Origin of the sequence: Arthrobacter horti (assembly GCF_030731045.1) — a bacterium.
Lineage (GTDB): Bacteria > Actinomycetota > Actinomycetes > Actinomycetales > Micrococcaceae > Arthrobacter_E > Arthrobacter_E nanjingensis.
On record NZ_JAVALS010000001.1, the window covers coordinates 808,887 to 830,687 of the forward strand.

Sequence of the window (21,801 nt, forward strand, 5' to 3'; positions counted from 1 at the left end):
GCGGCGAAGCGTTCCAGTACTGTATACCAAAATTGCTGTGACCCATGCAACAGTCAGATGAGATCCGGTTCTCAATTCAAGGGTCCAGCTCGCATCATGCCCAGCTTCAGGAGTACCGTGAGATCTTTTGGATACCAAAGCCCTAGAGTGGTGGCATGAAGACCCTCTTGACCTCGGCATTCGTTCTGGCCCATGGGCCCTCCGGACACGGGTTACTCCGCGACGGAGCGGTCCTGGTGGAGGACCGGCGGGTGGCATGGGTGGGCCCTCGAGAAGAGGCCCCCGTGGCGGAAGCCCACCGCATCCTCGGGCTGGGACAGTCGCTCCTCATGCCCGGCCTGATCGACCTCGACGCCCTGGCCGACATCGACCACCTCATCCTCGACTCCTGGTGCGATGACGAACACTCGGCCCGGCTGCGCTGGTCCGAGGAGTACCTGCGCTCCGCGCGTCACGACGTTCTCACGGCCGAGGAGCGCAGCACGATGCGGCGCTATGCCCTGGCCCAGCTGGCCCTGCACGGCATCACGAGCTTCATGCCGATCGCCGCCGAGGTCAACACCGCCTGGGCCGAGACCCACGACGATCTCCTGGACCTGGCCCGGACCGCGTCCAAGCTGGGACTGCGCGGCTTCGTGGGCCCCTCCTACCGCTCGGGGGTGCACGCGACCACCGCGGACGGCGGGCACGTGATCGCGTTCGACGACGAGGAGGGCCGCCGTGGTTTCGAGGAGGCCGTGCGCTTTCTGGACACCGTGGAGGAACTGGCCGATCCGCTCCTGACCGGCGTTCTGATGCCCTGCCGGATCGAGACGGTCCGCGAGGAGCTCCTGGCGGAGACCGCACGCATCGCCGCAGAGCGTGGCGTCCTGGTCCGCGTCCACGCTCTTCAAGGCCTGAGCGAACGGTCCGAGGTCCTGCGCGAACACGGCACCACTCCCCTGGAGCTGCTGGAACGCACGGGTCTGCTCAACGACCGTCTCCTCATCGCACACGGCGTCTACCTGGACATCCATGACGCGGTGCACGGCGAAGACCGCGGCGATCTGGCGACGCTCGCGGAAGCGGGGGCCTCCATCATCCACTGCCCCCTGACCAACACACGGTACGCGGATCACCTGGTCAGGCTGGGCCGCTATCTCGATGCCGGGGTACAGATCTGCCTGGGCACCGACTCCTTCCCGCCGGACCTCATCCGCGGTATCGATGCCGGGATCCACGTGGCGCAGGAGCAGTACGGCGAGCCGGCGAACCACTTCACCGCCGACTACATCAACGCGGCCACCCTGGGCGGCGCACGCGCACTGCACCGGCCCGATCTGGGGCGCCTGGAGTCCGGGGCCACCGCGGACCTCGTGGCGTTCGCCCTGGACGACTTCAGAGCCGGCCCCGTGGAGGATCCGATCCGCAGCCTTTTGCTCTCCGGGACCGGGCGCGACTGCCGGTTCAGCATGGTTGACGGCAGAATCGTCACACAGGACGGACTGATCCCGGGCGTCGACCTGGAACAGCTCCGCCGGGACGGCCAGGCGGTCTTCGACAAGCTCCGCGGCGCCTACACGGAGCGGGACCACCTGGCAGGGTCCGTGGACGAACTGTTCCCGCCGGTCTTCCCCGTGCACTGAGGCTTCCCCTCGCACTGGGGCACGGCGCCTCCGGTCCAGGAGGCGAAAGGCCCCGGTCGCCGCTCAAGCGGCGACCGGGGCCTCGGTGCATCCGGGACTCAGATGTCCACGTGGGTCTGTTTGGCGATGGCCTGGGTACGGCTGGTGACCATGTGCTGGCGGATGAGCACATCCACCCGGTCGACGTCGCGGTCCGCAATCGCCTCGTAGAGTGCGGCGTGCTCCTCGGCGACACGGACCAGATCGTCGTGCTGGCCCATGAGCCACCGGATCCGGCTGCTCAAAATGCCCTGCAGCTCATTGAGGAGCTCGTTGCCGGCCATGGAGGTCACCAACTCGTGGAAGTCTGCGCCGGAGCGCCGCGCCTGCACGGCATCGCCCGCCTCGGCCGCCAGGAACTCGCCGTCGAGGGCGTCCTTGAGACGCTTCAGTCCTTCCCTGTTGTGCCGCTGGGCAGCCAGGGTGAAGGTCAGGTGCTCGAAGGACGCCTGGACCTCGTTCAGGTCCACCACATCGGATGCCGTGAACTCGCGGACCACTGCCCAGGTGCGGGGGCGAGGGGTCACCAGGCCCTCCGCGACGAGGGTCCTGAGGGCTTCACGGACCGGGAGCCGGCTGACGCCGAGTTCATTGGCGAGGTCACGCTCCACGAGCTTGCTGCCCGGTAGGCGGACCCCGTCAAGGATCTCGTCGCGTATCTGGCGTGTGACGCGGAATGACTCCGGTTCGAAAATCTCCGAGGTGGACATTTTCCTATTATCACATCAGCGAAGTCCCGATTTGGAATACCAAACGAAGTATGTCGGGCCGCCCGGACGCGGAGCTACGAAGACCCCTCCCGGCCGAAGATCCCACTCCCCCGGCCACCGGAGAACGGTCCTCGCCGAACGCTGTTCGGGCGCTCAGGCGGAAAGCTCCCCCGCCGAGGGCACCACCACACCGTAGACGTCAGCGATGGTGGCCAGGGCCGACCGGTGCAGCTCCTCCGCCGAGACGTCCCCCACGACCGAGGGCAGCGGACGCGTGGCGCAGGCCCGGGCGACGACGGTCGGCCGGCTGCCGTGCAGCATCGCCCCTTCCGCCGTGAATGTGACACACATGTGCGTCATGAAACCGGCGATCACGACGTCCTTCCGCCCCGCGGCGTCGAGCAGTTCCGCGAGGCGGGTGCCGACGAAGGCGTTGGGGACGGTCTTGACGACCACCTCTTCGCCGTCCGCGGGCGCCAGCCGCGGGTGGATCGCCCCGCTCTCACCGTCCAGGTCGTACAGACTCCCGGCCCCGCCGTCGTGCACCACATGGAAGACCGGGGCGCCGGCCGCACGCGCGGCATCCAGCAGCCTGCGCGCCTCCTCGAGCGCGGGCTCCCACCCGTGGAGTTCCATGGGACCCCGGGTGTAGGTGTTCTGGTAATCCACCAGAATGAGGCTCGCGTCCGCGAGGGACGCCGGCCGGGTGGTGTCGCCTCCGAGTTCGCGCAAGGTGGCACTGGTCATGGTCTTCACTCCTTGTCGATGGTGCGGTGAACCGCTGCGCCTACCATGATTCCTGAGCCGATCCACCGTGAACAGCGTGGATCGGGTCAGGGAAGCACGGATCCGGACGGAAGGGGACGCGGCATGGCGGCAGGAGATACCCGGGAGGCGGCGGTGCCGCGCGTGGCCGTGCTGGCCTTCGACGGCATCAATCCGTTCCACCTCTCGGTGCCGTCCCTCGTGTGGGGAGCGGAATCGCCGGCCGGCGATCTGAGCCCGTGGGACATCACGGTGGTGGCCGAGCGGCCCGGGCCGCTGCGAACGGCCGCCGGGTACTCGATCGTCGTGGAGCACGGCCTCGGAGAGCTGACCACGGCGGATCTGGTGGTGGTGCCCTGGTGGTCGGATCCGACGACGGCGGCCCCGGAACCGGTGCTGCAGGCGCTCCGCGGGGCGCATGCGAACGGGGCGACGGTGGTGGGGCTGTGCCTCGGGTCGTTCGTCCTCGCCGACAGCGGGCTGCTGGACGGCTTCACGGCGACGACCCACTGGAAGTGGGCTGAGACGTTCCGCCGGCGGTTCCCCGAGGTCCGGCTCCGGCCGGAAGAGCTCTACGTGGACGAGGGACGGCTCGTGACGGGTGCCGGGGCCACCGCGGGCATCGACACCTGCCTCCACCTGCTGGCCCGGCATCAAGGGCAGCAGGCGGCGAACCGGGTGGCCCGGCGCATCGTGGCGGCCCCGCATCGCGCGGGCGGCCAGGCGCAGTTCATCGAGGTCCCGCTGCCCGAGCCCGGGCCTGACCCGCTGGGAACCGCCCTGTCCTGGGCGAGCGGCCACCTGGACGAGCCGCTGAGCATCGACGTGCTGGCGGCGCGGGCCCATTTGAGCCGCAGCAGCTTCACCCGGGCCTTCCGGGCCCGGACCGGGACGAGCCTGCACCATTGGCTGGTGGCCCGGCGGCTCGCCGCCGCGCGGCAGCTCCTGGAGACCGGAGACCTGGACATCGAAGCGGTGGCACGCCGCAGCGGCTTCGGCACGGCGGCACGGCTCCGTGAGCACTTCACCCGGGCCGTGGGAACCACCCCGAGCCGGTACCGGGAGGACTTCGCAGCTCAGCGGGGCTGAATCCCACGCCCCGGGCCACTTCCGTGAGTATGATTTTTGGGCAATGGACAAGGGCCTGCGCTTCGGACCCGGCCCATCCCCCCACCCTGAAGCGGAACGTGAGCCATGAACCAGTCCTCCCCCCAGACACGGCGCGGTGCCACCCTGCTGGAGACGCCCGGTGCCGACGCCGGGCTGCAGCGCCGCCTGTCCACCCGGCACATCCGCTTCATCGCCCTCGGCTCCGCGATCGGCACCGGCCTCTTCTACGGCTCTTCCGCCACGATCCAAGCGGCCGGCCCGGCGGTGCTTCTTGCCTACATCGTGGCCGGGATCATGGTCTTCATCGTCATGCGCGCCCTCGGTGAGATGGCCGTCCGTCACCCGGTGGCCGGCTCCTTCGCCCAGTACGCGGACCGTTACATCTCCCCCTGGGCCGGCTTCCTCACGGGCTGGGTGTTCGCGTTCGAGATGCTCATGGTGGCCATCGCGGACATGACCGCGGCCGGGAAGTACATGGGGCTCTGGTTCCCCAGCACCCCCGGCTGGGTGTGGATGCTCTCCGCACTGCTCATCATCTGTGCACTGAACCTCATGAAGGTGAGTGTCTTCGGCGAACTCGAGTTCTGGTTCTCGCTCATCAAAGTGGCCACCATCATCGCCATGATCGTGGGCGGCCTCGGGCTGATCGTGTTCGGCGTGTCCACGGGCGGTGTGCGGCCCGGCGTGAACAACCTGGTGGACTATGACGGCTTCGCTCCGTTCGGAGTCTGGGGCATCGTCATGAGCCTGGGGATCGTGGTCTTCAGCTTCGGTGGTGTGGAGACCCTCGGTATGACCGCCGGCGAGACCGGCGACCCCGGCACGGCCATCCCCAAGGCCGTCAACTCGGTGCCCTTCCGGATCCTGATCTTCTACATCCTGTCCCTGGGCGTCATGTTCTGCCTGTTCCCCTGGAACAAGATCGGCTCCCAGGGCAGCCCCTTCGTCCAGGTCTTCACCGGCCTGCACATCCCCGCCGCCGAGCACATCATCAACGGTGTGGTCCTGACAGCGGCCCTGTCCGCCATGAACGCGATCTCCTACACCCTGGTGCGCACCCTCTTCGGTCTCGCCCAGCAGGGCCAGGCCCCCAGATCCTTCCTGCGCCTGACCCGCTCCGGCGTCCCGCTCGTCCCCGTGGCCGTGGTCCTCGGCGGTCTGGTCCTGGGACTGTTCGCCTTCCTGCTGATCCCCGACACCCTGTTCCTGCTCGTGGCGTCGATCGCCTCCTTCGCCACGGTGTTCACCTGGGTCATGATCCTCGTGTCCCACTACCGGATGCGGCGTGAGCTCCGCCGGGACGGCGTGCGCAGCTCGGCCTACCGCATGCCGGCATGGCCCGGGCTCAGCTGGATCGCCCTGGCCTTCATGGCGTTCGTCCTCGTGATTCTGCTCGTCTCCGAGGAGGGCCGCGTGGCAGTGGCGGTGGGGCTCGGCCTGACGGCGTTCCTGACGATCGTCTACGTCCTGGCCATCCGTCCCCGGCATGCCGGGCGGATCGAACTGCCCGTGGCCGAAGACGCCTGAACCGCAGAGACGGACACGAGGTACATGACATGAAGCCGGTCCAGCGCGTCTCCCTGGTGGACGCCGCCGTCGAACAGCTCAAGCACTCCATCACCAGCGGTGACTGGCCGGTGGGCACCCGGATCCCCACCGAGCAGCACCTGGTGGAACTGCTCGGGGTCAGCCGCTCCTCCGTGCGGGAGGCCGTACGGTCCCTGGTGCAGCTCGGCCTCCTGGAGACCCGGCAGGGCAACGGCACATTCGTGATCGCCGAGGACGAGATGACCGTGACGCTGCAGCGCAGCGTCGAAGCCGCCGAGGAGGGCGAGGTCCTGGCCGTCCGTCGGGCCCTGGACATCCTCGCCGCCCGGGAGGCGGCCACACGCCGGACGGCGGAGGATCTGGAACTGCTGCGCCAGAGCCTGAATCGCCGCACCGCCGCCGTCGACGCCCACCGGCTGGACGACTTCGTGCGGGCCGACGTCGGCTTCCACCTGGGCGTGGCGCGGGCAGCGCACAATCAGCTGCTCCTGGCCATGTATCTGAGCTTCGAAGGGTCCCTAACGGATTCCGTGGCCCGCTCCAACGCCCACGGAATCCTGGAGGACGACCACTCCGGAGTGCACCGGCGGCTCTTCGACGCCATCGTGGCCGGGGACCCCGAGCAGGCCGGCACGGCGGCCCGGCGTGTGCTGGACGACCATCGTTCGCGCCTGGCGCGCAGTCACCCCACGGACCCTTCTGAGCCTCCCGCCTGATCACTGGCCCGCCAGGCTTTCTTTGGCATACCATTTGCCCATGCCTTCCATGATTCTCTCCAATGTCCGCCCCTGGGGCGGCCCCGCGGTGGACCTCGAGATCGACGGTGCCCTTCTGACGGCCCTGCGCCCCCACGAGGGTCCGGTCTCGCCGGCCTCCGGGCAGGAGGTGATCGACGGCGGCGGCCTTCTGGCGCTCCCCGGCTTCATCAATACCCACGCCCACGTCGACAAGAGCTGGTGGCACCGCCCCTGGGTTTCCTACGGCGGCGAACGCACCACCCAGGGCCGCATCGCCCACGAGCGTCTGGAACGCGATCAGCACGGTATCCCAAGCGTCCTGGGCGCCCGGACCGTGCTGCAGGAGTTCCTCCGGCACGGCACCACGGCCGCGCGCAGTCACGTGGACGTGGATCTGGGGGTGGGCCTCGAGGGCATCCGCATGGTCCGTGAGGCGTCCGCCGAACTGGACGACGCGGTCGAGCTCACCCTCGTGGCCTTCCCCCAGGACGGCGTGATCCGCCGGCCCGGCGTGCTGGAGCTTCTGGACCGCGCCGCGGCGGAGGGCGCGGACTACATCGGCGGCCTCGATCCGGCGGGCATCGACATGGACCCCGTCGCCCAGCTGGACGGCCTGTTCCGCATCGCCGTGGACCGCGGCGTGGGCATCGACATCCACCTGCACGACGGCCAGAACCTGGGCGCCTTCCAGTATGACCTGATCATCGCCCGCACCATCGAGGCCGGCCTTCAGGGCAGAGTCAACATCTCCCACGGCTTCGCACTCGGCGACACCCAGGGCACCCGCCAGCGGGACCTCCTGGACGGGCTGCAGGAGGCCGGGATCTCCTGGACCACCGTGACCCCGCGCCCGAGCCCGCTGCCATGGGAGGACATGCTGCGGCGCGGGATCGGCATCGGTTTCGGCACGGACGGCATCCGGGATCTCTGGAACCCGTACGGCGACGGCGACATCCTCCGCATCGCCCTGGACTTCGCCAAGCAGCACGGCGTGCGCACCGATGAGGAGATGCACGACGTCGTCGAGCTGGCCACCAAGCGCGCCGCGTCCTTCGTGGGCCGCGGCCTGCACGACCTGCTCCCCGGGGCGCGCGCCGACGTCGTACTCCTGGACGCCGAGAACGTCCAGGACGCCCTGACCCGCGTCCCCCGCCGCGAGCTGGTGCTCGCCGGCGGCCGCGTGACCACCCGGCACGGCGAGGTCCGGCTCTGAATGGTTGAAACCACCGAACACGCTCACGGCGGCGCGGAGGATGAACGGCTCAGGCCGGGCCTCGGCGCCGCTGTGAGCGCACTGCGGGGCAATCGGGCCTTCCAGTGCCTGTGGTTCTCCAATCTCTTCTTCTTCGGCGGGGTCTGGATGCAGACCCTGGTCCTGGGCTGGCTCGCCTATGAGATGACGCACTCGGAGTTCCTGGTGGGCGTGTACACGGCGGTGCGCCTGGCGCCCATGCTGGTGGGACCGCTCTCCGGGGCCCTGGCCGACCGCTTCAACAAGGTCCGCCTGCTGATCGTGGCCTGCGGGTGGTCCACGCTGGGCATCGCCGTGGTGGCCGCATTGGCCTCCGCCGGCGCGCTCTCCTACCCCGCACTGGTGATCGGCGGCCTGGTGATCGGCCTGGCGCAGTCTCCGTCCCAGCCGGCCCGTGGGGCCCTGGCGATGGAGCTGGTGGGGCCGTCCCACGTCAGCAATGCCAACGCCCTCAACGCCCTGGCACTGAACATGACCCAGGTGATCGGCCCCGCGATGGGCGGGGCGCTGATCGCCACGCTCGGCGCACCGACGGCCCTGTGGATCTCGGTTTCCTGGTACGTCCTGTCCCTGCTGCTGATGCTTCCCCTGCGGGGCCGCGGCAAGCCCGCCTCAGGCCACCACGGTTCCCCGTTCGCCATGGCCGCGAGCGGCTTCCGGGTGATCGGGGCCAGCCCCGTGGCCGTCGCCGCGCTGCTGGTGACGGTGGGTGCGAATGTGCTGATCTGGCCCGTCTACCAGTCGTTCATGCCGGTGTTCGCGGACCGAATGCTCCACCTGGACGCGGCAGGGCTCGGCGTGCTCCTGAGCTGCGCGGGCACCGGCGGGCTGGTGGGCTCACTGCTCATCGCCGGGCTGGGCGACTTCCGTTTCAAGGGCGCCCTCTTCGTCTACGGGACGGCCGTGTGGGCGGCCCTGTGGACCGTGTTCTCACTCTCCGGGACGGTGTGGCTCTCCTACGGGCTGCTGGTCCTCGCCGGCGTGGCGAGCGCCGCCTTCGGCGTCCTGCAGAGCACCCTGGTGCTGCTGGCGACGCCCCCTGCGGTCCACGGCCGGGCCATGGGCCTGCTGGAACTGGCCATCGGGGTGATGCCGCTGTCCACGCTGGCGCTCGGCGCGATCGCCGAGCTCACCGGGGTGGCGGCCATGTCCGCGGTCGCCGGCGTGCTCATGCTGCTCACGCTGGGCGGGGTGGTGCTGCGCTTCCCCGGCCTGCGGACCTTCCGAGGCGTCCAGGGGACCCCGGACTGAGCTTCCGACGCCCGACGACGGCGCCCTCCGCACCGAGCGCGGAGGGCGCCGTCGTTCCCGCCGTGGGCGGCCCGGTTCAGAGGGCGATCGCGGCCCCGTTGCGCACGACGCGCAGGGGCGCCGGGCGGTCGACCACGAGCTGCGCCGCGGACTCCGCCTGGAACTCGACGCGGTGGGCCGCGTCCGGGCCGGAGAAGTCCAGGATCTCCTGCACCCCGAGAAGCTCCGCTCCGTCCAGGGTGGCGATGCGCAGGCATCGCTCCAGCTCGGCGTCGGTCATCGCGCCGGTGCGGTAGCCGAGCAGATGCGTCCGGTCCACCATGCTGCCGTTGCCGTACGGCGACCACGAGTCGCGGACGCCGTCGGAGCCGAGCGCGACGCGCACACCGTGGGCCTCCAGGAGGTCCAGGACCGGAACGGGGTCCGCGCCCAGGGCACAGGTGGCCATCCAGATGCCGGCATCCGCCAGGGCATCCAGGGTGCGGCCCAGATCCGGCTCCTCCGTGTCGCACAGCGCGAAGGCGTGCCCCACGGTCACGCGGCCCTGCAGGCCTTCGGCCACAGTGCGGCGGGCGATCTCGCGCAGCTGTCCGAGGGCCTCGGAACCCATGTCGTGGAGGTGGATGTCCAGGTCACGGTCATGCTTGCCGGCCACGCCGAAGACCGCGTCCAGATGGCCATGGAGATCGCCGTCCAAGGACTGGGGGTCGATGCCGCCCACCAGATCGGCGCCTTCGCCCAGGGACGCCTCCATGAGGTCCAGGGTGCCGGGGTTGGTCAGCAGGCCGAACTGCGGAAAGGCCACGATCTGGACCTTCAGGTAGGGCGCCAGGCGCTCGGCGGCGGCCCGGACACCGTGGACGTTCTTGAGCCCGATCTGCGTTCCCACGTCCACATGGGCCCGCAGCGCCATGGCGCCGTTCTCCACGGCGTGACGCATGAGGTCGTACGACCGCTCCTCCACGCTCTGCTCGGTGAAGCCCAGCTGGAGCTCGAGGTCGTTGGCGATGAAGTCCTTCAGCTGCGGCGCCGCCTTGCGGGACAGCCAAGGGCCGCCCCAGGTGGTCTTGTCCGGGTGCACATGGCCGTTGACGAATCCCGGGGTCACCAGCGTCCCGTCCTCCCGGCGGAAGGCCACCGGCCTGTTCACAGCGTCACTCATCGCAGGTCCTTTCCTGTGGGCGGCGCCGGCTCCATCGCCAGGGCTCCACCGCCACCCATGACGGTATCCCAATGTCCGGCCACCAGGGAAGAGTGGCGTTCAGAGGCTTTCTGACAAGGCTCCCGACGCTCCTATGGCATACCAAATGTGGACAGCTCATGTGATCTGACTTACTCTTATGAACGGCATTCATTTTGTGAGCCAGTTCTCACACCAGCATTGCAGGAGTCCCCCGTGCCCCTCTCCCCCAGCCAGACCCCGGCCCCCGGAGCCCAGTCCCCCACCACGCTCAAGCGTGTCCTGGGACTGCCGTCCCTCATCGCATTCGGTCTGACCTCCATGGGCATCCTGTCCGTCGTGTCCGTCTACGGCTCCGGCACCCAGCTCAGCGACGGCCACCTCCCGGCCGCCTACCTGACCGCCGTCGTCGCCATGCTCTTCACCGCCCACAGCTACGGCCGCATGGCCCGCTTCGTCCCCGTGACCGGCGGCGCCTACGCCTATACCTCCCGCGCCTTCGGCACGCCCACCGGCTTCCTGGTCGGCTGGGCCATGCTGCTGGACTATCTCTTCCTGCCGATGGTCAACTTCCTGATCTTCGGCCTCTACTTCAACAGCCTCTTCCCGGTGGTCCCGCCGCAGCTCGCGGTGCTGGCCTGTCTGCTGGTGGTGGGCCTGTTCAGCGTGGTGGGCGTCGGCTGGGTCAAGCGCATGAACGTGGTGGTGGTCATCGCCTCGGTGCTGGTCATCGCGGCATTCCTGGTCCTGGCCGTGATGCACGCCCCGAGCCCGAACCTCGACGCATTCGTCCGTCCGCTCAGCTACGGCAGCGGCGGCATCGCCCCCATCATGGCCGCCGCGGCCATCGTGGCGTTCGCCTTCCTCGGCTTCGACGGGGTCTCCACCCTCTCCGAGGAGTCCAAGAACCCGCAGCGTGACGTGCCCCGCGGCATCGTCCTCTCCACCCTCATCGCCGGCCTCGGCTACACCCTGTTCTCCGTGGCCGGCAGCCTGCTGGTGCCCGATTGGAAGGACCTGCAGAACCTCGACGCCGCCGGCACCGAGCTGATGCAGAAGGCCGGCGGCGACGTCCTCATGGTCGTCTTCGTCCTGGTCAACCTGACCGGCCTGGTGCTCTGCGGCACCGCAGCCCAGATGAGCGTCAGCCGCGTCATCTTCGCCATGGGCCGTGACGGCATCCTCCCGGCCGCGTTCTCCCGCCTGCACCCGCGTTTCCGCACGCCGTGGATCGCCGCGCTGGTGGTCTCCGTGGTCTCCCTGGTGGCCCTGTTCATCACGCTGGACCAGGCCGTCTACATGATCAACTTCGGAGCCCTCATCGCATTCGCCATGGTCAACCTGGCCACCATCAAGGTCCTGTTCTTCGACGACCGGCGCCGTGGCCTGCTCGGCGTGCTGCGCCACCTGGTGCTGCCCCTCATCGGCTTCGCGTTCATCGCCTGGCTGTGGACCTCCCTCGCGTGGTTCACCTACGCCTTGGGCGGCAGCTGGCTGCTGGTGGGTGTCATCGTCTTCCTGGTCCGTCGTCGGAAGGCCGGCGGCATGGCCCTCGACTTCGACGAGTCCGAGCCCCGGGAGGCGGAGTCCCAGGAGGAGGGCGCCCGGGTCACCGCAGGCGTCTGAGCCGAACGCTGCCGCCGTCGTCCCGGGGAGGAACGACGGCGGCAGAGGCGTCTGGGGGCACGCTCGCCCTAGGCGACCGGCGCTTCCTCCGGGGCGGCCTGGAGCCCCTGCACGTCCCCGGAGAGGATCCGGTGGGACGCCGCGTACACGTTCATGGACCGTCCACGGAGGAAGCCCACCAGGGTCAGCCCAGTGGACTCGGCCAGTTCCACTGCCAGGGAGGACGGCGCCGAAACGGCGGCCAGGACCGGGATTCCGGCCATGACGGCCTTCTGGACCAATTCGAAACTGGCCCGGCCGGACACCTGCAGCACCGTGCCCCGCAGCGGCAGGCGGTGGTTGAGCGTCGCCCAGCCCACCACCTTGTCCACGGCATTGTGCCGGCCGACGTCCTCGCGGACCACGAGCAGTTCTCCGCTGGCGGCGTCGAAGAGCGCCGCGGCGTGCAGGCCGCCGGACTTCTCGAACGCGGCCTGCCGCTCCCGCAGGCGGTCGGGGAAGGTGGTGAGCAGGCCGGCGTCGACCGTCACGGGGTCCGTGGCCACCTCGTGGCGGCTCACCGTGTGCACCGCCTCGATGCTCGCCTTGCCGCACAGCCCGCAGGAGCTGGTGGTGTAGAAGTTGCGCGCGGCCTCGGGTGCGGGCGGTGGCACATGGGGGGCGAGGGCCACGTCCATGATGTTGAAGGTGTTCTCCGTGCCGCCGGTCCCGGGACCGCCGCAGTGGATGGCGGTGCGGATGTCCTCACCGCGGGCGATGATCCCCTCCGAGACGAGGAACCCCGCGGCCAGCTCGCGGTCATGGCCCGGGGTTCGCATGGTGACGGCCAGGGGGCTGGACGCCACCCGGATCTCCAACGGTTCCTCCACGGCGAGCGTGTCGGTCTTCCTCACCGCGCCCTCGCCGAGGACGAGCTTCATGACAGGACGGCGTCGCGTGATCTGGCCCACGCAACCAGGCTACACGCCGTGTGGTAGACATGTTCGCATGTCTCGCTCCCCGGCCCCCTCGGCCGTGCCCTCGTCCCGGACACACGGGATGATCTCCGTGGAAGACCACCAGGAGAGGATCCTCGGCGCCGCGGCCCCGCTGCCCGCCGTGAGGATCCCCCTGCACGACGCCTTCGGCCTGGTCCTCGCGGAGGACGTGCGGCGCCGCTGGGCGCTCCCCCTCTTCGACAACTCCGCCATGGACGGCTACGCGGTCCGGCGCGCCGATGCCGTGGACGGAGCCCGCCTGCGCGTCGTCGCAGACCTTCCCGCCGGCTCATCCGATGAGCCGGCGCTCGGGCCGGGCGAAGCGGCCCGCATCATGACCGGGGCCCCGGTTCCCGCCGACGCGGACGCCGTCGTCCCTCTGGAGGAGACGGAGGAGGGCACCGCCGTGTCCTCGACGCCGCCGTCGCACGTGACGGTGCAGCGGCAGCCGCGCCCCGGGGCGCACATCCGCCGTGCAGGCGAGGACGCCGCGGTGGACAGCGTCGCCGTGACGGCCGGGACCCTCCTGGGGCCCTGGCACCTGTCCGCCATCGCGTCCGCGGGCCATGCCCACATCGCCGTGCACCCCCGGCCGCGCGTGGCCGTGATCTCGACCGGCTCGGAATTGGTGTCCCCGGACGCCGAGCCGCTCCGCGGTCAGATCCCCGAGTCCAATTCCGTCCACCTGGCGGCGGCCGTCCGCGAGGCCGGTGCCGACGTCGTGTTCGCCGCCATCGTGCCCGACGACGAGGCGGCCCTGCGCCGGACCCTCGAGTCCATCGAGGCCGACGCCGTGATCCTCTCCGGCGGTGCCAGTGTCGGCTCCTTCGACGTGGTCAAGGCCGTGCTGAACGGCATGGGCGGCGTCCGTTTCGACGCGGTGGCCGTGCGGCCGGGCAAGCCTCAGGGCTTCGGCCCGCTGGACGACGGCACCCTGGCGTTCTGCCTGCCCGGCAACCCGGTGGCCGCGGCGGTCTCCTTCGAACTGTTCGTCCGCCCGGCGCTCCGCGCGCTGGCCGGGAGCCCTCAGGCCCGCCGGCCCCACCGCACGGCTGTGGCGGGAAGCGCCTGGCACAGCCCCCGGCACCGCGTGCAGGTTCTTCCTGCGGTCCTGGACGGGGACACCGCGCATCCCGTCCCCCGGCACGCGGCGTCCGCTCCGGGCACACCCACTCTGGCAGGCACGGACGCCTTGATCGTCGTGCCGGCCGGCGTCGAGGAGGTGCACGGCGGCGACGCGGTGACGGTGCTCCCGCTCGGCGGAGGAGCGCTCCGATGACGCGGGCCGCCATCGTCCTCGCGGGCGGCCGCGGCTCACGCCTGGGCGGCACCGACAAGGCCGCCGTGGACCTCGGCGGCCGGACGCTCGCCGAGCGTGTGCTGGACGCCGTGCCGGAGTGCTCTCCCCTCATCGTGGCCGGGCCTGCCTGGCTTGCCCGCACCGGCGCGCTCCTGGTCCGCGAGGACCCGGAGTACGGCGGCCCGGTGGCCGCTCTCGCCGCGGCGCTCGGCGCCGTCGTGCCGGTGGAGGACGACGCGCTGGACGACGACGCCGAGACCTGGGTTCTGGCATGCGACCTCGCCAGGCCGCGGGAACTGGTGGCCTGGCTCGCCGGCGTGCCGATGCCCGCCGATGCGGACGCACTCGTCCCGCTGGACCATGACGGCCGGCCACAATGGCTCGCCGCCCGGTACCGGCTGGGTCCGCTGCTCAGCGCCGTCCGGGCACTCCCCCGGACGGACGGTGCCGCGCTCCGTCAGATCACGGCCGGGCTCCGGACGTCTTTCGTGGACGACCCGGATGGGCTGACACTGGATCTGGACACGTGGCCGGCCGTGGAACAGCACCGCGCGGCCCTCCGGGAGGCCGGAGCGGCATCTGAGAAAGGAAACACCATGACGGACACCCCCGCAGGACTCGACGACTGGGTCGCCGAGCTCTCCCAGGCGCTCGGGCTGGAAGGGACGGACGTCCCCACGGGCCTTCTCCTGGACCTGACCCGGGACGCGGCGCACGGCGTGACCCGGCCGGCCGGGCCGCTCACCACCTACCTGGTGGGGCTCGCCGTGGCCGGCGGCGCCGAGCCCGAAGCCGTGGCCTCCACGGTGCGGGAGCTGATCGCCCGGCACCAGGGCTGAGCGTCCCCCCCAGGGGGGGGTGTTCCCCGGAACGGCTCCGGCGTGACAATGAAGCATGAATGCCAAGGACAAGGACTTCGCGGGTTCGATCCCCGCGCTCTATGACGAGCTCCTGGTGCCGCTCATGTTCCAGGACTACGCCCGCGACCTGGCCGCCCGGGTGGCGGCGTGCGCCCCAGCCACCGTGCTGGAGACGGCCGCGGGGACCGGTGCCGTGACCCGTGAGCTCCGCAAGGCGCTCCCGGACGCACGTCTGACCGCCACCGACCTCAACCCGGCCATGCTGGCCCGGGCGGCCTCCGTCCTCCCCGGCTCGGACACGCTGGAATGGCTTCAGGCCGACGCCCAGAGGCTCCCTTTCGACGATCACTCCTTCGACGCCATGGTCTGCGCCTTCGGCGTGATGTTCTTCCCCGACCGTCCCGCTGCATACCGTGAGGCCCGGCGTGTCCTGGCACCGGGCGGCCGACTGGCCCTGGCCGTGTGGGACAGCCTCGCCAACAACCCCCTGCCGCGGGCCGTCGCCGAGGCCCTGGCCGAGCTGGGCCTGACCCAGGCGACGTCGTTCCTGGAGCGGGTGCCGTTCTCCCTGGCCGACCCCTGGAAGCTGGGAACCGAGCTGGAGCAGGCCGGGTTCTCCCAGGTGCGGGTGGAGACGGTGGCCCATGAGAGTGCCGTGACGACCGCCGGGATCGTGGCGCGGTCCCATGTGCTCGGCACTCCGACCTTGAACCACGTGGAGGCGGACCGGCCAGGTCAGGCCGAGGCTGTCAGCGACGCGGTGGCCACCCTCCTCGCCCGGAACCTCGGCGAGGAGGAGTTCCGGCTCCCGGTCAGCGCCCTCCTGGTGACCGGCACGGCCTGAGCCGGCACCACTCCATATGTTTCATAACGCAACATTATGAGGAGTATCGTGGAAATGACGCGGACCGGAGGCAGTGCCCGCGCCGCCCTGCCGGTCCCGGGACCGGGCCCCGTCATGGGGCGGTCCACGGCGGGGCCCGCTCATCGTCAGCAGTGAGGATCGATCCCCTATGAAGGCATTGCAGTACACGGCCATCGGCCAGGCCCCCGAAATCCGCGACGTGCCCATCCCCGTGCCCGGCGCAGGCCAGGTCCTGGTCAAGGTCACGGCCGCGGGCGTGTGCCACTCGGACCAGTTCGTCATGAGCCTGCCGGAGGACGCGTACCGCGGCTCCGGCTTCCCCCTTCCCATGACGCTTGGTCACGAAGGTGTCGGCGTGGTCCACCAGGTCGGCGCCGGTGTCTCCAGCGTGGCCGTGGGAGACGCCGTGGCGATCTACGGCCCCTGGGGCTGCGGGCTCTGCCACCTGTGCCAGCAGGGCAAGGAGAACTACTGCGAGCGCGCCAAGCGGGACGGCATCTTCCCTCCGGGCCTGGGCCGGGACGGCACCATGGCCGAGTACGTGCTCATCGACGATCCCCGTCACCTGCTCCCCCTGGGCGATCTGGACCCCGTGGAGAACGTCTCCCTCACGGACGCAGGGCTCACGCCCTACCACGCCATCAAGCAGTCGCTGCCGAAGCTCGGCGCCGGCACCTTCGCCGTGGTCATCGGCACGGGCGGCCTGGGCCATGTCGCCATCCAGATCCTGCGGGCTCTCTCCGGCGCCACGGTGATCGCGCTGGACGTCAGCGAAGAGAAGCTGGAGCTGGCCCGCAAGGTGGGCGCGCACCATGCGGTGCTGAGCGACGACGGCGCGGAGGCCGCCATCCGGGAACTCACCGGCGGGCGGGGCTCCAACGCCGCATTCGACTTCGTGGGCATCACGCCCACCATGAATCTGGCTGTGCGCACGACGGCGGCCGAGGGCGATGCGACGATCGTGGGCATCGGCGGTGGCACGGCGAGCCTTGGCTGGGGCACACAGGCCTACGACGTCGCCGTGCGGATCCCCTACTGGGGCAGCCGCTCGGAGCTCTCCGAGGTACTGGACCTGGCCCGTGCCGGGCAGCTCAGCGTGGAAGTGGAGCGCTTCTCCCTCGACGACGGGCCGGAGGCGTACCACCGGCTCCACGAGGGAACGATCGCGGGCCGCGCCGTCATCGTCCCCTAGCCGCGCCTCGTCCGGGGACCACCGGCCCGTGGAGCGTGCATGGCCCAGTCGGCCACGCTCGCCGGGAGCGGCCGGGCGGCGGCGACGAAGCCGTCCGGCCGCACCAGGAGCACCACCCCCGCGGCGCCGCTCGCCTCGGCGCGCAGCCGCGCATTGCCGAGCACGTCGAAGTGGTGCACCGGCAGCCGGCTCTCCTTGCCCATCCGTTCCAGCGCGGCGTCGTCGGCGTCCCCGTAGACGTGCAGCTGCCAGGCGAACTCGCGCAGAGCCGCGAAGTTGTCCCCGTTCCAGGGCAGCCGGCGCCCGACGACGGCCCCACGCCGGCCGTGCGCTCGGCGCCGGGCGTCGGGGTCCATCCAGTAGTGGATGCGGATCTGGGAGACGTACTCGAACAGTCCGGCCCTCTTGGCCAGGCGCGGCAGAATCCGTCCTGCCACGGGGGCCACCCTGGGCAGGACTTCGGAGCGGATGAAGCGGCTGAACGGCGAGTCGGCGGTGACGGCCCCGAAGAGGCGGTCCGTGCTGCGGACCAGCGTGCGGGCCACCGGCCTTCGGTCCTCCTGGTACCCGTCCAGACGATCCTCGGCGGCGCCGTTGTGGATCACGTCGGCGAGCGCGCAGGCGAGGTTGTGGGCGTCCTGGAGCCCGGTGTTCATGCCCTGCGCCCCGACGGGCGAGTGGACGTGCGCGGCGTCTCCGGCCAGGAACACCGGCCCGTCCCGGAACCGCCGGGCCACCCGGTGATGGACACGGTAGGTGGAGAACCAGGCCGTGTCGTCGAAGCGCACCCCGAACTCCCGGGCCAGTGTGGCGTGGGCGGACTCCTCCGAGACCTCCTCCCCGCCGTCCGTCCGGACCACCCCGATGAGCCTGTGACGCCCCGGGGCTCCCTGCGGGAAGGTCAGGAGGAAGTCCGTGGCGCTGAAGCGCAGGTTCACGCAGTCCGGCACCAGCCCCTGGACGCCCCTGGCATCCGCGACGTAGAAGGTGTGCGGGTTGGTGACCCCGTCGAAGGGGATGCCGGACAGCTCCCGCACCGCCGAGGACGCCCCGTCGGCACCCACCAGGTACCGTGCGCGGACGCGGGCCGGGGCGCCGTCGTCGTCCCGGAGCAGCGCGGTGACGCCCCCGGCGTCCCGCTCCAGGGCTTCAAGCCGGTGCCCCCAGAGGACCCCACGGCCGTCCTCCTCCAGCGCGTCCACCAGAAGCCGCTCGTTCCGGCTCTGTTCGAAGACGTAGATCCCGGGATACGGCGTGAGATCCCCGCCCAGGCCCCGGAAGGAGAAGGTGGCGAAAGGGCGGTCCCGGAAGCCCGGAACGATGGCCGGTGCCGCGGAGGCGCCCGCCAGGACGCGGTCCGCCAGGCCCAGCTGATCGTAGATCTCCAGGCTGCGGGCCTGCAGGGCCAGGGCGCGCGACTCTATCGTGGGTCCGTGCTTGTGGTCCGCGATGAGGAACGGGACGCCGAGCCGTTCCAGGCACACGGCGAGCATGAGCCCCGTGGGCCCCGCCCCGATGATCATCACGTCCGTGGAATGCCCGTCCATGCCGTCCTCCCTCATGCCCAGCCCTGCCCATGCCCGGGTCCCGGGCCTCACTCGCCGCTGCGGACCTCCGTGACGCCGTCGGCGCTGAAGCGGACATCCCGGAATGTCGCACTGGTTCCCGTGCCGCGCGGCGACTGCACGGCGATCCCCGCCCGGAGCGCTCCTTCGGAGCCGGTCACCGGGAAGTCGAAGTAGCGGGCCAGGTTCCACCGGGCGCCGTCGGTGCAATAGTGCAGGCTGACCATCGTCCCGGAGCGGGAGATGCGCAGCCGGACCGGTCCACCGTCCAGGTGGATGCCGGTGGCGTCGTCCGAGCGTTCCCGGGTGACCACGGACATGATCCGGGGGCTGCCCAGCTCGTCCCGCTCCGCGCAGAGCTTGAACCAGTGCCGCTCGTCCAGGTATCCCACCAGAACCGCCGAGTCGAAGTCGCTGAGGAACTCCACCTGGACCTCGGCCTCGAGCCGGAAGTCGCCGTCCACGGCGAATCCGAACACCTTGGCGGTGGCCACGGCACGGTCGGTCCCGGGACGGCGGAACAGATCATCCCCGGCCCCCGCGTGCAGCGTCACCGCATCGCCGTCCTGCTCCGCCCGGCCCCCAGAGGAAAGCAGCGGACGGAAATCATGGGGCACACCGGGGAGGCTGAAGGACGTCATGACAGCATTCTCCCCCTCCCCGGTCGGCGGCCTCCACCCGCGGATCTCCACCCGGCGTTCCACCCTGGGATGGTCCCGTCCCGGGGCCGGAGACCGGAAGCTGGATTCACCGGCAACCGTTGCCGGAAAGCTTCCCGAAAGGCACGGCCATGTCCCTGCAGATGATCGGCAACGTACTCCTCGCCCTCGCGCTGATCGGCTGGATCGGCTACCGGCAGATGACCTGGCGCCCCGTCGCCATCTCCACCATGTGGCGCATGCCCCTGATCATGGGCGTGGTCGGCGTCGCGATGCTGATGCAGACCGCCTCACCCAGTGCACTCACGCCCCTGGACCTCGGCGTCCTGGTGGCCGAACTCGTCATCTCGCTGGGGATCGGGGCTTGGATGGGCGCCCTGGCCCACTTCCGCCCGCTGTCCGCGCCGCGGCCCGTGGGACGCAATGGCGCCATGGCCACCCTCGAATCCCGGACCGGCGCTTTGGGCCTTCTCCTGTGGGTGCTGGTGATCGCGGTCCGCGTGGGCCTGGACGTCCTGGCGTCAATGGCCGGTTCCCAGGTGGCCGCCTCCACCGGGGCGATCCTGCTGATGCTCGCCGCGAACCGCGCCGCACGCACCTTCGTCTTCGCCCAGCGGATCGCCACGCCGCCGTCCGCGGCAGTTCAACAGCCCGGGGCACGCCGTCCTGTCGCATGATGGACTCATGACCACCACGGGCCGGCCGGGATGGACCCTCGCGCTGCTGAACCTCCTCGGAGCCGTCGCCGTCGGCTACGCACTGTTCCCCCTGGATGACCACACGCGCCCCTTCTGGGCCACGGCGACGGGTTTCGTCGCCGTGGCCTCCTGGGCCGCCCGGGGCCCCGTCGCGATGATCCCCCACGGTCAGGCGGCCTCACTCTCGCTCAGTGCGCTCGCAGCCGTCAGCGGAGGCTTCGCAGCGGCCGCCACGCACGGCCTCACCGTGGTCCCGGCCGCGATCGGCACGGTGGCCGTGATCGGCACGCTCGCCGCACCGCTCACGGCGGGCGTGACCCTCGCCGTGCTCAGCTGCGGGCTCATCGCCACGGGTGCCGCCGTCCACACCACGGCCGTGCCGGACACCCTGACCATGATGGGCGGCGTGCTGCTGGCCGCGGTGGCCGGATACAGCCGCCGCCAGTTCCGGGTCGCCGAGGAGCAGTCCGCCCTGCTGCGGGAGAAGGAACTGCTGATGCGCCAGGAGGCGCAGAGGGTGGCGATCGCGCGGGACCTCCACGATGTCCTGGCGCACAGCCTCGGCGGACTGGTCCTCCAGCTCGACGCCGTCGAGGCGCTGCTGGAGGCCGGCGACCGGGACGCGGCGGCGGCAAGGGTCACGGCCGCCCGTCGCCTCGCCTCGGACGGGCTTCAGGAGGCTCGACGGGCGGTGACCGCTCTGCGGGACACCGGCGCTCGCATGCCGGAGCCCTCGGCCGGGCTGGCCGGAACGTTCACGGGCCTTCTCGAGGCGCACCGCTCCCTGGGCGGGGTCGCCGACTTCACAGAGATCGGCGCCGCCGTGCCGCTCACCTCCGGGCAGCAGGAGGCGCTTGGCCGCGCCCTGCAGGAGGCCCTGAGCAACGCCCGCAGACACGCGCCGGGCGAACCGGTCCGGGTGTCCCTCCACTGGAAGAATGGCAGCGTGCTTCTCACCGTCTCCAATCCGATGCCGGACTCCGCCGAGGACGATGGTCCACGCCCGGGCGGCGGCTACGGGCTTCTGGGCATGCGCGAGCGTTTCGGCGCCCTGCCTGCGGGCGGCTCGGCCGGCTCCGGGGTGCACGGGGACCGTTTCGTGGTGACGGCCGAGGTGAGAACACCGTGAGTGAAGCTCCGATCCGCGTCCTCGTGGCCGATGACCAGGCGATCGTCCGTGACGGCCTCGTCACGCTTCTGGAGCTGACGGCCGGGTTCGAGGTGCTCGGCCAGGCTTCGGACGGAGCGGAGGCCGTGGAACTGGCGCTGCGGCTCCAGCCGGACGTGGTGCTCATGGACCTGCGCATGCCGCGGCTGGACGGCGTGGGTGCGACGGCCCGGCTCACCGCCGAGCTGCCGGGCACGGCCGTCCTCGTCCTGACCACCTACGCCGACGACGAGTCGATCGTGCGGGCACTGACGGCCGGCGCACGGGGCTACCTGACCAAGGACGCCGGCCGGGCCGAGCTCGCCGCGGCGATCCGCGCCGTCGCACGCGGGCAGTCAACCTTCGCTCCCGAGGTCAGCGCCGTCCTGCTCGGGGCGCTGAGCCATGGCACGACGCCGGGAGGCTCTCTTCCGTCGTCCAGTCCGGCGTCGTCGCCGGAACCGGCGGACGGCCTCCTGGCGCGCTTCCCGCAGCTGACCCGGCGGGAGGCGGAGGTGCTGGCGCTCGTCGCGGACGGGCTGAGCAACGGAGAGATCGCCGGGAGGCTCTTCCTGGGGGTCTCCACGGTCAAATCGCACATCAACTCGCTCTTCGCCAAGCTGGCCGTGCGCGACCGGGCCCAGGCCATCGCCCTGGCCCGCTCCTGAACCCGCCCCAAACCAGAACCATGGGAG

At 70.8% G+C, this 21,801-nt stretch carries 20 protein-coding genes; 14 read left to right on the plus strand and 6 right to left on the minus strand.

Annotation, left to right across the window (positions count from 1 at the left end):
- Positions 1-155 precede the first annotated feature (155 nt).
- Positions 156-1,625, plus strand: a complete 1,470-nt coding sequence (locus tag Q9R02_RS03615) for a chlorohydrolase family protein (protein WP_305995259.1) — start codon at positions 156-158, stop codon at positions 1,623-1,625.
- A 98-nt stretch (positions 1,626-1,723) separates the two neighbouring features.
- Here the strand turns inward: Q9R02_RS03615 and Q9R02_RS03620 are convergent, their stop codons facing one another.
- Positions 1,724-2,374, minus strand: coding sequence for a GntR family transcriptional regulator (locus tag Q9R02_RS03620; RefSeq protein WP_305995260.1), 651 nt, complete (start codon positions 2,372-2,374; stop codon positions 1,724-1,726).
- A 153-nt stretch (positions 2,375-2,527) separates the two neighbouring features.
- A complete protein-coding gene (locus Q9R02_RS03625) occupies positions 2,528-3,121 on the minus strand; it encodes a cysteine hydrolase family protein (RefSeq protein ID WP_305995261.1) in 594 nt (197 codons plus the stop codon).
- A 123-nt stretch (positions 3,122-3,244) separates the two neighbouring features.
- Between Q9R02_RS03625 and Q9R02_RS03630 the strand changes: the two genes are divergently transcribed.
- From Q9R02_RS03630 to Q9R02_RS03650, 5 genes are all read left to right on the plus strand, one after another.
- Positions 3,245-4,228 (plus strand): GlxA family transcriptional regulator, encoded by a 984-nt coding sequence (locus Q9R02_RS03630; protein WP_305995262.1) that lies wholly within the window; start codon positions 3,245-3,247, stop codon positions 4,226-4,228.
- A gap of 105 nt (positions 4,229-4,333) precedes the next feature.
- Positions 4,334-5,776 (plus strand): amino acid permease, encoded by a 1,443-nt coding sequence (locus Q9R02_RS03635; RefSeq protein ID WP_305995263.1) that lies wholly within the window; start codon positions 4,334-4,336, stop codon positions 5,774-5,776.
- A gap of 29 nt (positions 5,777-5,805) precedes the next feature.
- Positions 5,806-6,513: a FadR/GntR family transcriptional regulator gene (locus Q9R02_RS03640; RefSeq protein WP_305995264.1), complete on the plus strand. Its 708-nt coding sequence runs from the start codon at positions 5,806-5,808 to the stop codon at positions 6,511-6,513.
- Positions 6,514-6,553: 40 nt separating this feature from the next.
- Complete coding sequence (locus Q9R02_RS03645; RefSeq protein WP_305995265.1) at positions 6,554-7,747, plus strand: amidohydrolase family protein; 1,194 nt, start codon at positions 6,554-6,556, stop codon at positions 7,745-7,747.
- Positions 7,748-9,037, plus strand: coding sequence for an MFS transporter (locus Q9R02_RS03650; protein WP_305995266.1), 1,290 nt, complete (start codon positions 7,748-7,750; stop codon positions 9,035-9,037).
- Positions 9,038-9,113: 76 nt separating this feature from the next.
- Here the strand turns inward: Q9R02_RS03650 and Q9R02_RS03655 are convergent, their stop codons facing one another.
- Positions 9,114-10,199: an amidohydrolase family protein gene (locus tag Q9R02_RS03655; RefSeq protein ID WP_305995267.1), complete on the minus strand. Its 1,086-nt coding sequence runs from the start codon at positions 10,197-10,199 to the stop codon at positions 9,114-9,116.
- Positions 10,200-10,433: 234 nt separating this feature from the next.
- On the opposite strand from Q9R02_RS03655, the gene Q9R02_RS03660 reads away from it, so the two are divergent.
- A complete protein-coding gene (locus Q9R02_RS03660) occupies positions 10,434-11,843 on the plus strand; it encodes an APC family permease (RefSeq protein ID WP_305995268.1) in 1,410 nt (469 codons plus the stop codon).
- Positions 11,844-11,911: 68 nt separating this feature from the next.
- On the opposite strand, the gene fdhD is transcribed toward Q9R02_RS03660, so the two are convergent.
- Positions 11,912-12,793 carry a formate dehydrogenase accessory sulfurtransferase FdhD gene (gene fdhD, locus Q9R02_RS03665; protein WP_305995269.1) on the minus strand — a complete coding sequence of 294 codons (882 nt, stop codon included), beginning with the start codon at positions 12,791-12,793 and terminating at the stop codon, positions 11,912-11,914.
- A gap of 37 nt (positions 12,794-12,830) precedes the next feature.
- On the opposite strand from fdhD, the gene Q9R02_RS03670 reads away from it, so the two are divergent.
- The 4 genes from Q9R02_RS03670 (at position 12,831) to Q9R02_RS03685 (ending at position 17,037) form a co-directional block, all read left to right on the plus strand.
- The gene (locus Q9R02_RS03670) at positions 12,831-14,099 is read left to right on the plus strand and encodes a molybdopterin molybdotransferase MoeA (protein ID WP_305995270.1); all 1,269 of its coding nucleotides are present in this window, start codon (positions 12,831-12,833) and stop codon (positions 14,097-14,099) included.
- Positions 14,096-14,959, plus strand: coding sequence for an NTP transferase domain-containing protein (locus tag Q9R02_RS03675; protein WP_305995271.1), 864 nt, complete (start codon positions 14,096-14,098; stop codon positions 14,957-14,959). The genes Q9R02_RS03670 and Q9R02_RS03675 overlap by 4 nt, the downstream gene beginning before the upstream one ends.
- A 55-nt stretch (positions 14,960-15,014) precedes the next feature.
- Positions 15,015-15,824, plus strand: coding sequence for a class I SAM-dependent methyltransferase (locus tag Q9R02_RS03680; protein ID WP_305995272.1), 810 nt, complete (start codon positions 15,015-15,017; stop codon positions 15,822-15,824).
- 169 nt (positions 15,825-15,993) lie between these two features.
- The gene (locus Q9R02_RS03685; protein WP_305995273.1) at positions 15,994-17,037 is read left to right on the plus strand and encodes an NAD(P)-dependent alcohol dehydrogenase; all 1,044 of its coding nucleotides are present in this window, start codon (positions 15,994-15,996) and stop codon (positions 17,035-17,037) included.
- Here Q9R02_RS03685 and Q9R02_RS03690 read toward each other — a convergent pair.
- Both Q9R02_RS03690 and Q9R02_RS03695 read right to left on the minus strand, forming a co-directional pair.
- Entirely contained in the window at positions 17,034-18,584 is a 1,551-nt protein-coding gene (locus tag Q9R02_RS03690; protein WP_305995274.1) for an FAD-dependent monooxygenase, read from the minus strand. The genes Q9R02_RS03685 and Q9R02_RS03690 overlap by 4 nt on opposite strands.
- A gap of 47 nt (positions 18,585-18,631) precedes the next feature.
- Positions 18,632-19,243 carry a DUF1349 domain-containing protein gene (locus tag Q9R02_RS03695; RefSeq protein WP_305995275.1) on the minus strand — a complete coding sequence of 204 codons (612 nt, stop codon included), beginning with the start codon at positions 19,241-19,243 and terminating at the stop codon, positions 18,632-18,634.
- 149 nt (positions 19,244-19,392) lie between these two features.
- Between Q9R02_RS03695 and Q9R02_RS03700 the strand changes: the two genes are divergently transcribed.
- The 3 genes from Q9R02_RS03700 to Q9R02_RS03710 are packed head-to-tail and all read left to right on the plus strand — an operon-like array spanning position 19,393 to position 21,774.
- Positions 19,393-19,938 (plus strand): hypothetical protein, encoded by a 546-nt coding sequence (locus tag Q9R02_RS03700; RefSeq protein WP_305995276.1) that lies wholly within the window; start codon positions 19,393-19,395, stop codon positions 19,936-19,938.
- 7 nt (positions 19,939-19,945) lie between these two features.
- Positions 19,946-21,088, plus strand: a complete 1,143-nt coding sequence (locus Q9R02_RS03705; protein WP_305995277.1) for a sensor histidine kinase — start codon at positions 19,946-19,948, stop codon at positions 21,086-21,088.
- A complete protein-coding gene (locus tag Q9R02_RS03710) occupies positions 21,085-21,774 on the plus strand; it encodes a response regulator transcription factor (protein ID WP_305995278.1) in 690 nt (229 codons plus the stop codon). Before Q9R02_RS03705 ends, Q9R02_RS03710 begins: the two co-directional genes overlap by 4 nt.
- Positions 21,775-21,801 lie beyond the last annotated feature (27 nt).

Excerpts from the sequence above, each read along its gene's own strand:
- Q9R02_RS03675 (WP_305995271.1), top strand. The coding sequence starts at position 14,096 with ATGACGCGGGCCGCCATCGTCCTCGCGGGCGGCCGCGGCTCACGCCTG.
- Q9R02_RS03670 (WP_305995270.1), top strand. The coding sequence starts at position 12,831 with ATGTCTCGCTCCCCGGCCCCCTCGGCCGTGCCCTCGTCCCGGACACAC.
- Q9R02_RS03695 (WP_305995275.1), bottom strand. The coding sequence starts at position 19,243 with ATGACGTCCTTCAGCCTCCCCGGTGTGCCCCATGATTTCCGTCCGCTG.
- Q9R02_RS03705 (WP_305995277.1), top strand. The coding sequence starts at position 19,946 with ATGACCACCACGGGCCGGCCGGGATGGACCCTCGCGCTGCTGAACCTC.
- Q9R02_RS03635 (WP_305995263.1), top strand. The coding sequence starts at position 4,334 with ATGAACCAGTCCTCCCCCCAGACACGGCGCGGTGCCACCCTGCTGGAG.
- Q9R02_RS03680 (WP_305995272.1), top strand. The coding sequence starts at position 15,015 with ATGAATGCCAAGGACAAGGACTTCGCGGGTTCGATCCCCGCGCTCTAT.
- Q9R02_RS03645 (WP_305995265.1), top strand. The coding sequence starts at position 6,554 with ATGCCTTCCATGATTCTCTCCAATGTCCGCCCCTGGGGCGGCCCCGCG.
- Q9R02_RS03625 (WP_305995261.1), bottom strand. The coding sequence starts at position 3,121 with ATGACCAGTGCCACCTTGCGCGAACTCGGAGGCGACACCACCCGGCCG.
- Q9R02_RS03700 (WP_305995276.1), top strand. The coding sequence starts at position 19,393 with ATGTCCCTGCAGATGATCGGCAACGTACTCCTCGCCCTCGCGCTGATC.
- Q9R02_RS03640 (WP_305995264.1), top strand. The coding sequence starts at position 5,806 with ATGAAGCCGGTCCAGCGCGTCTCCCTGGTGGACGCCGCCGTCGAACAG.
- Q9R02_RS03690 (WP_305995274.1), bottom strand. The coding sequence starts at position 18,584 with ATGGACGGGCATTCCACGGACGTGATGATCATCGGGGCGGGGCCCACG.
- Q9R02_RS03650 (WP_305995266.1), top strand. The coding sequence starts at position 7,748 with ATGGTTGAAACCACCGAACACGCTCACGGCGGCGCGGAGGATGAACGG.
- Q9R02_RS03615 (WP_305995259.1), top strand. The coding sequence starts at position 156 with ATGAAGACCCTCTTGACCTCGGCATTCGTTCTGGCCCATGGGCCCTCC.
- Q9R02_RS03630 (WP_305995262.1), top strand. The coding sequence starts at position 3,245 with ATGGCGGCAGGAGATACCCGGGAGGCGGCGGTGCCGCGCGTGGCCGTG.
- Q9R02_RS03655 (WP_305995267.1), bottom strand. The coding sequence starts at position 10,199 with ATGAGTGACGCTGTGAACAGGCCGGTGGCCTTCCGCCGGGAGGACGGG.
- Q9R02_RS03620 (WP_305995260.1), bottom strand. The coding sequence starts at position 2,374 with ATGTCCACCTCGGAGATTTTCGAACCGGAGTCATTCCGCGTCACACGC.
- Q9R02_RS03685 (WP_305995273.1), top strand. The coding sequence starts at position 15,994 with ATGAAGGCATTGCAGTACACGGCCATCGGCCAGGCCCCCGAAATCCGC.